This window comes from Vulgatibacter incomptus, from assembly GCF_001263175.1.
Taxonomy (GTDB): domain Bacteria; phylum Myxococcota; class Myxococcia; order Myxococcales; family Vulgatibacteraceae; genus Vulgatibacter; species Vulgatibacter incomptus.
Genome location: NZ_CP012332.1, coordinates 3,694,637 through 3,707,087, shown reverse-complemented (window position 1 = coordinate 3,707,087; position 12,451 = coordinate 3,694,637). Strand labels below are relative to the sequence as shown.

Below are 12,451 nucleotides of genomic sequence, written 5' to 3'. Positions count from 1 at the left end.
GCGGATTGCGTCCTTTCTCTTCGCTCCTCTCCTACCCGCACTCCGCCGCGAGCTCGTCGTGGAGCGAGGCCGCGAGGGCAGGGGGCGCCACCTGGCCCGTCCACACGCGGAGCTGCTCCAGCGCCTGGTGGATCAGCATCCACAGGCCGTCCACGCAGGTGGCCTCCGCCTCGCGGGCGCGGCGGAGCAGGGCGGTGTGCAGCGGCCGGTAGACCATATCCATCACCGTGAGCCGGCGATCGAGGACGCAGCCCCCCGGAAGCGGCAGTGCGCCGGGATCGCCCAGGCCCACCGACGTCGAGTTCACGAGGAGGTCCGCGTGGGAGAGGGGGTGGACGAGCGCGCTCGACTCGAGGGGGATCGCGCTTACGAAGCACTTGCCGGACGGCGCGCCCAGCGCGCGCGAGACGTTCAGCCGGGGCGCCCGCTCGCCGCTCTCCCAGCGGCGGAGGAGCTCGCCCTCCGGCCACGCGCGGCCCAGGGCTACGAGCTCGAGGCCCAGCCGGATCGCGCGCTCCGGATCGCGGTTCGCGATGGTGAGGCTCTTGGCGCCGGCGCTCACCGCCGCGAACGCTGCCGCCCGCGCCGCGCCGCCGGCGCCCAGGAGCACCGCCCGCGCCGCCGCGAGGCGGGCGCCGCTCTGCTCCACGGCGAGCCGGAAGCCGGGTGCGTCGGTGTTGTAGCCCTCCGCGTGCCCGGTCGGGCTGCGGGCGATGCAGTTCACCGCGCCGATCCGGGCCGCCGAGGGGTGGAGCGCGTCCACGAGCTCCGCAGCTGCCTCCTTGTGGGGGATCGTCACCGAGAGGCCGGCGAGGGAGCCACGCCGGACCCGGTCGATCGCCTCGGCGAGCTCGTGCTTCTCTACGCGCAGCGCGGTGTAGTGCGCGTCGATCCCGAGGTCTTGAAAGACGCGGCGGAAGATCCGGGGCGAGAGCGAGTGCTCCACCGGATCTCCGATCACTGCGTACGTCGTTCGTGAGATTGCCACGATGTCGGGAGCCTACCACGCGGGCGGCGGGCTCCGGCGCGTCCGATCGGGGCCTGCGTCGTTTCCGCGGAAACGACGCAGTTCTGGGCCTGATTTCCACGCAGCGGGCCTGCGTCACTCCGCGGAGAACGCTCGTCCCGGGCCGATTGGGGGCGCGTGCCGCTACTTCGCCTCTGCGAGGCGCGTGAGCAGGGGGAAGAAGCCCGGAAACGATACGTCGGCCCACTCCGCACCGTGAATGCGGGTCTCACCCTCGGCGCGGAGGGCGGCGACCGCGAGGCTCATCGCGATCCGGTGGTCGCCGGCGGCCTCCACGTCCGCGGCCCGAAGCGGCGTCGGGCCGTCGATCACCAGGCCGTCGGGGAGCTCCTCTACCCGGGCGCCGAGGCGGTTCAACCCTTCAGCCATCCGCGCGAGGCGATCCGACTCCTTCACCCGCAGCTCCGCGGCGCCGCGGAGCACGGTGCGGCCGCGGGCCTGGGTCGCGATCGCCGCCAGGAGCGGGAGCTCGTCGATCAGCGCGGGGATCTCCTCGGGCCCGACGTGCGTCGCCACGAGGCGTGCGCCGCCTCGGGCGCGGAAGGTCGCGACGGGATCGCCGGCGGCCTCGCCGGACGGGAGCAGCTCGATTTCGGCGCCCATGCGCTCGAGCACGTGCAGCCAGCCGATCCGCGTCGGGTTCGCGTCTACCCCCGTGACTTCGACCTCGCCTTCGTCGGCGAGGATCGCGGCGCCGAGGAGGAAGGCGGCGGAGGAGGGATCCCCCGGGATCGAAAGCGTCGGCGGGGCGCGGAGCGGCTCGCCGCGGGGCTCGAGCTCGATCCAGCCGTCGCCGGTCGCTCGAAGTTTCGCGCCGAAGGCGGAGAGCATGCGCTCCGTGTGGTCCCGCGACGGATGCGGCTCGCGCACCCGCGTCGGCGCCTTCGCGAAGAGGCCCGCGAGGAGGATCGCGCTCTTCACCTGGGCGCTCGCCATCTCGAGGTCGTGGCTCGTTCCGCCGCCGAGGGGCTCTGACCGCCCCGCGAATCGGAGCGGCGCGCGCCCGTTCGCGCTCGAGGCCGCCGCGCCCATCGCGCCGAGGGGATCCAGGATCCGCTTCATCGGGCGCCCGCGCAGGCTCTCGTCCCCGTCGAGGACCGCCTCGAGCCCCGCTCCCGCGATCACCCCAGCGAGGAGCCGCATCGTGGTGCCGCTGTTCCCGCAGTCGAGGACCGCCGCCGGGGAGGCGAGGCCACGCAGGCCCACGCCGCGGACCATCGCCGCCGAGCCGTCGCGCACGAGCCGGACGCCCATCGCCTCCAGGCAGCGCGCCGTGCGCTTCACGTCGTCGCCGGGGGCGAGGTTGTCCAGGCGGCACGTCCCTTCCGAAAGCGCGGCGAAGATCAGCGCGCGATGCGAGATCGACTTGTCGCCCGGGGCCGAGAGCGCCCCGCGGAAGCTCCGGCTCCCGATCAGCGTCTCGATCACGCGCCGCGCTCCTCGGAACCGAGGCGCTTGCCGAGCTCGATCCGCCTGCCGGCGACGAGCTCCGCCGCGGTCATCACCCGCCGCCCCTCGGGCTGTACCTCGACCAGCTCCAGCGCCGAGCCTTCGCTGGCGGCGATCAGCAGCGGGCGCAGGGAGACCACCGTCCCGGGCGCCGCCGCCGGCTCGGGCGACTCGGCCGCCTTCGCGCGGATGACCTTCAGGAGGCCGCCGTCGAGGGAGGTGAACGCTCCGGGCCAGGGCGAGAAGCCTCGGATCCGGCAGTCGAGGATCCGCGCCGGGAGCGTGAAGTCGAGGCGGCCCTGCTCGCGGCTCAGGATCGGCGCCATCGTCGCGCTCGCGTGATCCTGCGGCACCGCCTTCAGTGCGCCCGAGAGGTAGCGCGGGAGCTCTTCGCGGATGATCTCGCCGCCGAGGACGGCGAGCTTGTCGTGCATCGAGCCGCCCGTGTCGTCCGGGCCGATGGGGATCGTCAGGATGGCCAGCATGTCGCCGGTGTCCAGGCCTTCGTCCATCCGCATCATGGTGACGCCGGTCTCGGCCTCGCAGCTCGCGATCGCCCACTGGATCGGCGCGGCGCCGCGGTACTTCGGGAGGATCGAGCCGTGCACGTTCACGCAGCCGAAGCGCGGCAGGTCGAGGAGATCCTTCGGCAGGATCCTCCCGTAGGCCGCCACCACCGCCACGTCCGGCTTCAGGCGCTCGAGCTCCGCCGCCAGCACGCCGTCGCGCAGCTTCGCCGGCTGGAAGACCGGCAGTCCGCGCGCCAGCGCCAGCTCCTTCACCGGGGGAGACGCCAGCTCGCGCCCGCGGCCCTTCGGCCGATCCGGCTGCGTCACCACTGCCACCAGATCCGTCACCGCGGCGGTGGCCTCCGCGATGGGCACTGCGAAGTCCGGGGTGCCGAAGAAGACGCTGCGAAGACGCGGCTCGCTCATGGGCGCGCATCTAACCAATGGGGCGGGTGCGTGTCACCACGGACCGCGTGCTCAGAGCGTGTGAAGAAATCGCCCCCGCCGAAGCGGGCCCGATTTCTTCAGCTCGCGCTTCGCGCGAGAGCGCTCCTTTTCGTTTGCTCGCCTTCGGCTCGCGAGAGCTTGTGAATTCTTCACAAGCTCTCATTCGACGGCGAGCAGGTGCAGGTCGGCGAGGTTGGTCGGGCTGTCGAAGCACGGGAGCGCGGCGCCGACAGCGTCGCAAGCCGCTTCGCTCGCCGCCCAGGCCAGCGCCTCGTCCAGGTCGAAGCCCGCGGCCTGCGCGCGGCGCGCGGTGTCCGAGTCGACCACCGCGCCCGCGTGGTCGCTCACGCCGTCGCGGCCGTCGGTACCCGCCGCGAGGAAGGTCACGCGGAGATCCGGCCTGCGGCCGAGCGCCGTCGCCATCAGCAGCGCGAGCTGCTGCGACCGCCCGCCGCGTCCCGGGTGGGCCGGGAGCGTCACCGTCGGCTCGGCCGAGGCCACCAGCAAGCGCCGCTTGCCCTTTGCGCCGTCCAGCCACGCCAGGTAGCGCGCCGCCACGTCCTCCACGTCGCCGTCGACGAAGCCGGGCCAGGCCTCCGCCTCGAAGCCGCGCCTGGCGGCCTCCGCCATCGCCACCTCGGCGAGCCGGGCGGGCCCCGCGAGGATCCGGGTGTGCAATCGGTTGAAGATCGGATTGCGCGGCTTCGGGCTCTCGTCCTCGGCCGCCTCGAGGATCGCCTTCACGGCCTCCGGCAGCTCGTCCTCGATCCCCCTCCGCCGGACGATCTCCCGGGCGTCCTCGTAGGTCGAGGGATCTGGAGAGAACGGGCCGCTCCCGATCACCGCGGGATCGTCCCCGGAGACGTCCGAGATCGCCAGGAGCTCGATCCGCCCGGCCTCGGACGCCGCGGCCAGTCGTCCTCCCTTCGTCCGCGAGAGGTGCTTGCGGATCACGTTGATCTCGTCGATCGGCGCCCCCGCGCCCAGCAGGAGGCGGTTGGTTCGGGCGAGATCCAGCAGCGAGAGGCTCGACGGCAGCGCCTCCGCCAGCGCCGATGCGCCGCCGGAGAGCAGCACCAGCGCGGTCTGCTCGCGGTGGAGCTGCCGCGCGAACGCAAGGAGGCGGATCCCCGCGCGGATCGATCTCGGCCCGGGCACCGGGTGGTCGCCCTCCACCACCTCGAACGCCCCCGGCACCCGCGTCCCCGGCGGCCCTGCGACGATCCCGGCCAGCGGCCCCAGCGCGTCCAGCGCGCCGCGCGCCATCGGCCCCGCCGCCTTCCCGAGGGCGATCACCGCGATCGACCGCGGGTCCGCGGGGAGCGACTCCCGGTGGCGGGCGATCGCCTCCCGGACCAGGAGATCTCCCGCCAGCGACGCGACCGCCGCCTCGAAGATCTCGATGAGCTGGTTTCGCAGCATGTCCCGTTGGTTCATGGCGGCCTACGCGCCCTTGAAACGGGGCGGACGCTTCTCGAGGAAGGCGGCGATGCCTTCGAGCGCGTCGTCGCTCCCGACGCCGACCGCGGCGAGCTCGATCACCTGCGAGAGCTCTTCCGCGTAGCTGTCGTTCGCCTTCAAGCGGGCCTTCGCCGCGGCCATCGCGAGGGGCGCGTTCGCGCCGAGGCGCGCCGCGAGCTCCACCGCCGCAGGCAGCGTCGAGGCGCCGTCCGCCACCCGGTTCGCGAGACCCAGCTCGAGGGCGCGCGTCCCGTCGAAGGGCTCCCCCAGGAGCACCAGCTCCAGCGCGCGGCCGAGGCCGATCATCCGCGGCAGGTAGTGCCCCGTTCCGCCGTCCGGCACCAGGCCCCGCCGGGTGAAGGTGTAGGAGAGCTTCGCGTCGCGGGCGATCACGCGCAGGTCGCAGGCGCAGGCGAGGTCCAGTCCAAAGCCCGCGGCCCCGCCCTCCACCGCCGCCACGGTAGGCTTCGGCAGCTCCCAGAGCGCGCGGATCGCGGCGTGGAGCTGGCCCGCCAGCACCCGCTTCGACAGGGCGCGGCGCTTCGCGGGCGAGGGATCCTCTGCGAACATCCCCATCACGCCGGAGAGGTCGATGCCGGAGCAGAAGCTGCCGCCGTTGCCCGTGAGGACCACCGCGCGGACGGCGGGGTTCATCTTCGCGTCGTCCAGCGCCCCGGCGAGGGCGTCCGCGAGCTCCGGCGTCAGCGCGTTCCGGGAGGACGGGCGGTTGAACGAGAGGATCTCGACGTCGCCCTCGCGGCGCCTGTGCAAGATTTCTTCAGACATTCCGTGCCTCCGGGCTCGATGATTCTTCGACGATCGTTTCCGCGGGATCTTCAGTTGTGGGGCTCGAGGTCGAACCTAATCCCCTCTCGACCGTGCGACCACCGGGTGCGCTGCCGCTCTGTGTGTGCCGATGGGAGTGGAGGTCAGTGGATCCGCGGCGCGAGCGGTAGCTCTGCCACGATCGCCGCCTCCGCCTCGGCCAGCACTTCGAGGCGGCGCTCCACTTCTTTCTTGCGGCGCATACGTCGCGGCGAGGTCGACGAAGAGCGTGTGGTGGCCCGCCTCGGCGCGGGCGAGCGTCGCGTAGAAGGAGCGGAGTTCCGGATCCTCGAGGGCCTCCGAGAGGAGCTCGAGGCGCTCGCAGGAGCGGGCCTCCACCAGCGCGCTCACGAGGAGTCGATCCATGCGCCGCTCCGCAGGCGTCGTGCGCACCAAGCGGATCAACGACTGCACGTAGGGATCGCCCTCGTCCTTGCTCAGCTTCAGGCCGCGCGCCGAGATGCGGTCGTAGACCTGGCGGAAGTGCCGCAGCTCCTCGTGCGCGAGTCGGGCGAGGCGCTTCACGAGGAGGTCGTGGTCGGGGTAGGCCGTCACCAGCGCCATCGCGGACGCCGCCGCCTTCTTCTCGCAGTGCGCGTGGTCGACGATCACCTCGTCGAAGCGCGACGTGGCGAGCTCGATCCAGCGCGGGTCGGTCTTGGAGCGGAGCGGCAACATGGGGCGCGAGAGAATACCCGGCGCGTCAAAGAGGGCAAGCCGCTCAGCCGCCTACTAGGCGTACTGGCTCCCGCGGTAACCGCTCCGGATCCCAGCGGGCGATGAGCTCCCGCGGCGAGACGCGCTCGCCGGGCTCCGCCAGGCCGGAGAGCGCCGCGAGCAGGCCGCAGATCGCCTTCGGATCTTCGCCTGCCTCCCGGAGCTCACCGATCGAGCGGGCGCCGTTCCGCTTCGCCAGCCGGCCCCCGTCCGGCCCGAGCACCAGCGGCACGTGGAAGAACGACGGAGCTACGAGTGAAAGCGCCTCGTACACGATGAGCTGGCGCGGCGTCGACGAGAGGAGATCGTCGCCCCGGAGCACCTCCGTGATCCCCATCGCCGCGTCGTCCACCGCCACCGCGAGCTGGTACGACGCCACGCCGTCCGCCCGGCGGATCACGAAGTCCCCCGTCAGCGCATCCACGTCGAACGCCTGCGGGCCCTGCAGGCGATCCACGAAGCGGATCGGCCCCTCGGGGGCTCGCACGCGCATCGACGGCGGGCGCCCTCGGAGCGCCATCGCCCCGGGATCCGCCGTGCGGCAGGTGCCTGGGTAGCGCGGCCCTTCCTCGCCGGCGTGAGGTGCGCGGCTCGCCGCAGCGACCTCCGCCCGGGAGCACCAGCAGGGAAACGCCTTTCCCACCGCGACCAGCGTCGTCACCGCGTCGTCGTAGAGGCCCGAGCGCTCGCTCTGTACATACGACCCGTGCGGCCCGCCGACGTCCGGCCCCTCGTCCCAGTCCAGGCCCAGCCAGCGCAGGGAATCCAGGATCCGCGCCGCCGCCCCTGGCTGCTCCCGCGGCTTGTCCAGGTCCTCCATCCGGAGCACGAATTCGCCGCCCTGCGCGCGGATCGACAGCCACGCGAGCAGCGCCGTCCGTGCGTTGCCCAGGTGGAGATCCCCTGATGGGGTCGGGGCGTATCGTCCGCGTGCCTTCATCGGTTTCCTTCGATCAACCAGCTTCGCACCGGCTCCCATCGGAGCGCGGGCATTTTTTCCGGCGCGGCCCGGGTTCTCTCCCCGAAACGCGTCTCCCACCTACAAGGCAAGCGGGCTCCCGGTTTACGAGCGCCCGCCCCGTACCCAGGTTTTCTCCAGGTTCTTCACGAACGCCGAAAGGGCGGGACAGCGCCTTGAAAATCCTCCACATCTCCGATGTTCACGTGCAGGTCGACTACGACGAGCGTCCGTGGAGGAAGCTCGGCTGGCGCAGGCTCGCCGCCCAGCTCGAGCTCAAGCTCGCCAAGCGCGCGCAGCGCTACGTAAAGGCCCCCGAGACCATCGCCCGCCTCGTCGCCGAGGCCGCGAGGAACGCCGTCGACCACGTCGTCCTCTCCGGCGACCTCACCGCCCTCGCCCTCGACGAGGAGTTCGAAGGCGCCCGCAAGGCCCTGGGCGAGCTCGCCGACAAGCCCGACAAGCTCACCGTCATCCCCGGCAACCACGACGTCTTCACCCCCGGCAGCGTGCGCAAGCAGCGCTTCGAGAAGTGGTTCGGCCACCTCCTCGGCTCCGACCTCCCCGAGCTGCGAGCCGAGGGCGCCTGGCCCCACGTGCGGCTCCTCGGTGACGACGTCGCCATCGTCGGCCTCTGCTCCGCGCGCGTGCCCCCCGTTCCCGGCATCGCCGCCGGCAGGGTGGGGGACGATCAGCTCCAGGCGCTCATGAAGATCTGCGCCCACCCGAAGGTGAAGGGGCGCACCGTCCACGTGGTCCTCCACCACACGCCCGTGCGGCCCGACGGCAAGGTCGATCGCAGGGATCACGGGCTCACCGATGCGTTGCGGTTCCTCGAGGCGTGCCGCCTCGCCGGCGTCGCCACCGTGATGTGCGGACACATCCACAAGCGATTCACGCTCGCCCTCGAGGGCGGGCCGCGGATTATATGCGGGGGGAGCTCCACCTGGCTCGGCCACGAGGGCTACTGGCTCCTCGACGGCAACGGCGGCGTCCCGGAGGAGCGGAAGCTCGTCGACGACGCGGCGGCGGCGGCCAAGCCGGCAGCGGCAGAGCCGCAGGCTGGCGAGGAGGCTGTGCCCGCCCTGGAGGCTGCGCGCCGCCTCGCCGCGGCCGGCTGATTTCGCGAAGCGCTCGAGCAACGAGCGCTTCTTTGCGGCCTGCTACTTCGCCTTCTCGTGGCGGGCCGTCACCACCGTGCGGATCCCGCCGCGCACGAAGAAGTCGCCCACCACCTCCACGAAGAGCGGATCGATCGCGGCGATCACGTCGTCGCAGATCTTGTTCGTCACGGCCTCGTGGAACGCGCCCTCGTCCCGGTAGCTCCAGAGGTAGAGCTTCAGGCTCTTCAGCTCCACGCAGGTCTCGTCCGGGATGTAGCGGATCTTGATGTGCGCGAAGTCCGGCTGCCCCGTCAGCGGGCAGAGGCAGGTGAACTCCGGCGCGTCGAAGAAGATCTCGTACGGGCGGCCCGGCTTCGGGTTGGGGAAGGTGTCCAGGTTCTTCTGAGGCTTGGTCGACATGGTGTTTCCAGGGGAGCGCCTCGGGGGCGCTCCCATCTGCAGGCACTCAGGCCCGATGCTTGGTGTCAGGAGGCCTGCGTCTCGTCGGAAGCAGGCGCGTCCTCGGCGGCCTCGGTCTCGGCCTCGTTGGAAGCCGGCGCGACCTCAGCGGCCTCGGCCTCTTCGCCTTCCGCCGCGTCGGCCTCGGCGTTCTCGTCGAACTTGCTCGACTCCGCCTTGAAGCCGAAGGTCTGCCCGAAGCCGCGGTTGTAGAAGCGCAGCGCCTTCGGATCCAGCGCCAGCGCCCGCTCCGCGCCCTCGCGGGTCACCAGCGAGAACGAGAGTTCCGCGGGGAGCGGCTTGTCGATGATCGCGAGATCCCCCGACTCCAGTCGCTGGAGCTGCTCCGCCGTCAGGTAGATCCGCTGCACCTTCTTCTTCCGCGTGGTGAAGAAGAACGCCTCGCCGCCGCGCTCCGTCACCTCGAACCGCTCGGCCGCCGCGCGCACTCCCTCGAGGCGCTTGCGATCCTCCACGGCGCGCTTGCGGTTGTCCTCGCGCTCCCGGTTCAGCATGCGCTCGCGCTCGGCGAACGCCGCCTCCTCCTCGCGGGCCTTCTGCTGCTCCGGCGTCAGCTCCTTCGCGGGCTTCGCCTGCTTTTCCTGCCGCTCCTGCGGCCGGGCGGGCCTGGCCGCCTGGGCGCGCTGAGGCGCCGGCGCACCTTCCCGGCGCTGCGGCGCGCCTTCGCGGCGGGGCGGAGCACCATCGCGGCGAGGCGGCGCGCTTTCGCGGCGGGGCGGAGCACCTTCGCGGCGAGGCGGCGCGCTTTCGCGGTTCGTCGGCTTCGCGGCGCGGTCGGCCTCGGCCTTCTTCGCCTGGTCCTCGCTCACGAGGCCGGCCTGGAGGAGCTTGTCGCGGAGGCTCTGCAGTCCCATTTCGCTGTCTTCTCGCGGGATCGATCGTTGACCCGCGAGGGCCTTTTGGCCAGCGCGGCGCGCTAAAATGGACCAGGAGGCGTCCTGGCGCAACCCTAGCCTTGCCCTAGCCCGGGGAATGGGGCCCGGGTTTCGTGACGGATCCGCTCGTCAACCCTCGTCCCCGCCGCCTTGCGCCGCGTGGTCGAAGAGCTCCACCAGCGCCTCCGGCGGCTGCGCCCCAGACACCGCGTACTTGCCGTCCACGATGAAGAACGGGACCCCCGTCACTCCGATTCGGCGCGCCATCTCGAGGCCCTGTCGGACCTGTTCCTCGCCTTCTCCCGACTCTAGCATCGCGCTAGTCCGTTCCGCGTCCATCCCCGCGGCTGTCGCCACCTTCAGCAGCGTCTCCCGCGAGCCGATGTCCGCGCCGTCCACGAAGTTCGCCCGGAAGAGCCCCTCGGCTACCTCGTCCTGCAGCCCCTCCAGTCCCGCGAGCGCGATCAGGCGGTGCGCCTCGAAGGTGTTCACCGCGCGCGAGACCTTGTCGAATGCGAAGTCGATCCCTGCCGCCTTCCCCACCTCCTCGAGCCGGACCTGCATCCCGCGCAGGCGCTCCAGCGAGCCGAAGCGCTCCGCCGCGTACTTCTTCCAGTCCCGCCCCTCCGCCGGGAGGTCCGGATTCAGCTGGAAGGGGTGCCAGTGCACCTCCATGTCGAAGCGATCCTCCGAGCGGGCGATCGCCTCGTCCAGGTTCCGCTTGCCCACGTAGCACCAGGGGCAGACGCAGTCCGAGATCACGTCCACGCGAAGCGGCTTCTTCTCTGCGGTCATTCTCGATTCTCCAGTCGTGCGCGAGAAGATGCGCCTTGGGGCGGGAGGTTGCCCTGGTGCGGTCGAATCGAGGGATTCGAGCGGCACGGCCGGACGCCCGGCGCTCGGTCGGCGGCCCGATTCCCGCCCCGCTCGCCATCACTTGGGGCGCCAGGTCGAGAAACGGTGACCTGCACTTGACAGCCCCGATTCGGCCGAGTATCTACCCCGCTCGCTGCGCCCCACCAGGTGCGCAACGCCAAGAGAATATTCCGCGGTAGCTCAGTCGGTAGAGCGGGTGACTGTTAATCACCATGTCCGAGGTTCGAGTCCTCGCCGCGGAGCCAGACAGGGCGTAGTTTCGAACCGTCAAATTCGAAGCTTCGCAGGTCATTGAGTTCCAGGGTGATGGGCTTGTCCCTCCCCTGGAACTCAATTTTTTTGAGCAACAGGTGCAGTAGCTCCCGCTTCTCTGCCGGTGTCGCCAGGTGGAAGAGAAGGTTGAAGCTCCGCAGCACCGTCGCCGCTCTCTCAGGATCCACCAGCTTTGTCGTGACCCGCGCGATCTCCTCGCGCAGGAGCGCAAGCTCCGCCTCCACGTGCGCCCGCTCCTTCTCGCCCTGGCCAATCGAATCCCGGAAGGATTCGAAGGCGGAGGGACCCTGTGACGCGATGATGTCGACCAGGTTCTTGAGCTTGGCCTTGGTTTCGCGAAGGCGCTCCTGAAGACCTCGCTCCTTCTCCCGGAGCGGCATCGCCTGCTCGGCGCTCGATGAGTTGGCGGAGGCGACCGCCTTCGAGACGAGTTCGGGCGACACGCTCAGCTCCTTGAGCATCGTCTCCACCTCTCGCTCGATCCGGTCCGCGTTCACCTGCTTGAGCGGGCACGAGTTCCAGCCAAGCTCCCACGTCGACTCGCGCGTCACGCCCGAGTTGGCACCCGTGGTGTTCGTCAACGGGTCGTCGATGATCAGGAGGTGTGCGCCCTTGCCCGTCATCGGACCGCCGACGCCGGCCGTGTTCATCGTCCCGCCGTCGCCTTGCCGACGCTGGTGACCTCGACGCCGAACACCGACGGGCCGTGCTCCTCGAGCACGTCGCGGCCTTCCTGCGCCAGCCCGCCGCGAACGTCGCCTCGTAGGTGCCGAGGATGACGTTCCGGTCGGGGAACGTCCCCATGTACCAGGCGGGGGAAGTACTTCGAGATCGACTCCGACTTGTCGTGCCGCGGCGGCACCACGACGAAGAACCGCTTGATCTCCCCCCTGGCGACAGCGAGGAGCTTCTCGTTGAGCGGCCAGAGCCACCGGCCGAGACGCCACCGCCCCCGGCTCGCGTGCATCGGCAGCCCGGCCTGAGAAAGGCGAGCGAGATCAACGGCATGTGGGTGCATGTCGTTTTTCTCGCTTGCCAGAGTGCGATTCGTACTCACCCTGTGGGTGTCATGTTCACAGGAGGAACAAATGGCACTTTTCCTGGTCGGCTACGACCTGATCGCGAAGACGAAGAAGAAGCGCACCGAGACGGACTACAAGCCGCTCTACGAGCTGCTGGAGAAGAAGGGGGCCTATTGGCACCTGCTGGATTCGACTTGGCTCCTTGAGACCAAGCAGACGGCGGAGAACCTTCGCAACGAACTGCTTCAGGTTCTCGATGGCGACGACAGGATTCTGGTCATCAACATCACCACTCAGAGCGCGGCCTGGTCTGGTTTTTCTGAAGAAGGCTCCGAGTGGATCAAGGCCCGCTGGCCGGGCGCCAGCAGGGTCGCCTAGTCGCCCTCTCCCACCCGGGGCATGTCGGCGTCCGGGCTCATCGGCCGGCGC

13 protein-coding genes and 1 tRNA gene are annotated in these 12,451 nt (G+C 70.8%); 3 read left to right on the top strand and 11 right to left on the bottom strand.

Annotated features, from left to right (window positions below; all coding sequences use genetic code 11):
- Nucleotides 1-31: 31 nt before the first annotated feature.
- The 7 genes from AKJ08_RS15540 to gluQRS form a co-directional block, all read right to left on the bottom strand.
- Nucleotides 32-961: a shikimate dehydrogenase family protein gene (locus tag AKJ08_RS15540; RefSeq protein ID WP_050726903.1), complete on the bottom strand. Its 930-nt coding sequence runs from the start codon at nt 959-961 to the stop codon at nt 32-34.
- A 189-nt stretch (nt 962-1,150) separates the two neighbouring features.
- Nucleotides 1,151-2,455 carry a 3-phosphoshikimate 1-carboxyvinyltransferase gene (aroA, locus tag AKJ08_RS15535; RefSeq protein WP_205624742.1) on the bottom strand — a complete coding sequence of 435 codons (1,305 nt, stop codon included), beginning with the start codon at nt 2,453-2,455 and terminating at the stop codon, nt 1,151-1,153.
- Nucleotides 2,452-3,411 carry a methionyl-tRNA formyltransferase gene (gene fmt / locus AKJ08_RS15530; protein ID WP_050726902.1) on the bottom strand — a complete coding sequence of 320 codons (960 nt, stop codon included), beginning with the start codon at nt 3,409-3,411 and terminating at the stop codon, nt 2,452-2,454. Before fmt ends, aroA begins: the two co-directional genes overlap by 4 nt.
- 180 nt (nt 3,412-3,591) lie before the next feature.
- Nucleotides 3,592-4,869, bottom strand: coding sequence for a glycerate kinase type-2 family protein (locus AKJ08_RS15525; RefSeq protein ID WP_082343246.1), 1,278 nt, complete (start codon nt 4,867-4,869; stop codon nt 3,592-3,594).
- A 6-nt stretch (nt 4,870-4,875) separates the two neighbouring features.
- Nucleotides 4,876-5,679 carry an enoyl-CoA hydratase/isomerase family protein gene (locus tag AKJ08_RS15520; RefSeq protein ID WP_050726900.1) on the bottom strand — a complete coding sequence of 268 codons (804 nt, stop codon included), beginning with the start codon at nt 5,677-5,679 and terminating at the stop codon, nt 4,876-4,878.
- Nucleotides 5,680-5,754: 75 nt separating this feature from the next.
- Nucleotides 5,755-6,396 carry a MiaE family protein gene (locus AKJ08_RS15515; RefSeq protein WP_240475367.1) on the bottom strand — a complete coding sequence of 214 codons (642 nt, stop codon included), beginning with the start codon at nt 6,394-6,396 and terminating at the stop codon, nt 5,755-5,757.
- A 43-nt stretch (nt 6,397-6,439) separates the two neighbouring features.
- Complete coding sequence (gene gluQRS / locus AKJ08_RS15510) at nt 6,440-7,375, bottom strand: tRNA glutamyl-Q(34) synthetase GluQRS (protein ID WP_050726899.1); 936 nt, start codon at nt 7,373-7,375, stop codon at nt 6,440-6,442.
- Between the two features lie 194 nt (nt 7,376-7,569).
- Here gluQRS and AKJ08_RS15505 point away from each other — a divergent pair, with 194 nt between their 5' ends.
- Nucleotides 7,570-8,514 carry a metallophosphoesterase family protein gene (locus tag AKJ08_RS15505; RefSeq protein WP_205624741.1) on the top strand — a complete coding sequence of 315 codons (945 nt, stop codon included), beginning with the start codon at nt 7,570-7,572 and terminating at the stop codon, nt 8,512-8,514.
- A 42-nt stretch (nt 8,515-8,556) separates the two neighbouring features.
- Here the strand turns inward: AKJ08_RS15505 and queF are convergent, their stop codons facing one another.
- The 3 genes from queF to AKJ08_RS15490 all read right to left on the bottom strand — a co-directional run bounded on the left by queF (nt 8,557) and on the right by AKJ08_RS15490 (nt 10,646).
- On the bottom strand, nt 8,557-8,916 hold the full coding sequence (gene queF, locus AKJ08_RS15500; RefSeq protein WP_050726898.1) for a preQ(1) synthase: 360 nt from the start codon (nt 8,914-8,916) through the stop codon (nt 8,557-8,559).
- Between the two features lie 65 nt (nt 8,917-8,981).
- Nucleotides 8,982-9,923, bottom strand: coding sequence for a DUF2058 family protein (locus tag AKJ08_RS15495; RefSeq protein ID WP_157370748.1), 942 nt, complete (start codon nt 9,921-9,923; stop codon nt 8,982-8,984).
- A gap of 57 nt (nt 9,924-9,980) precedes the next feature.
- Nucleotides 9,981-10,646 (bottom strand): DsbA family oxidoreductase, encoded by a 666-nt coding sequence (locus tag AKJ08_RS15490; RefSeq protein ID WP_050726896.1) that lies wholly within the window; start codon nt 10,644-10,646, stop codon nt 9,981-9,983.
- 250 nt (nt 10,647-10,896) lie between these two features.
- Between AKJ08_RS15490 and AKJ08_RS15485 the strand changes: the two genes are divergently transcribed.
- A tRNA-Asn gene (locus AKJ08_RS15485) sits at nt 10,897-10,972 on the top strand.
- 674 nt (nt 10,973-11,646) lie between these two features.
- Here AKJ08_RS15485 and AKJ08_RS15470 read toward each other — a convergent pair.
- Complete coding sequence (locus AKJ08_RS15470; RefSeq protein ID WP_050726893.1) at nt 11,647-11,967, bottom strand: hypothetical protein; 321 nt, start codon at nt 11,965-11,967, stop codon at nt 11,647-11,649.
- Between the two features lie 121 nt (nt 11,968-12,088).
- Between AKJ08_RS15470 and AKJ08_RS15465 the strand changes: the two genes are divergently transcribed.
- Nucleotides 12,089-12,400 (top strand): hypothetical protein, encoded by a 312-nt coding sequence (locus AKJ08_RS15465; RefSeq protein WP_050726892.1) that lies wholly within the window; start codon nt 12,089-12,091, stop codon nt 12,398-12,400.
- The last annotated feature ends 51 nt before the right edge of the window (nt 12,401-12,451 follow it).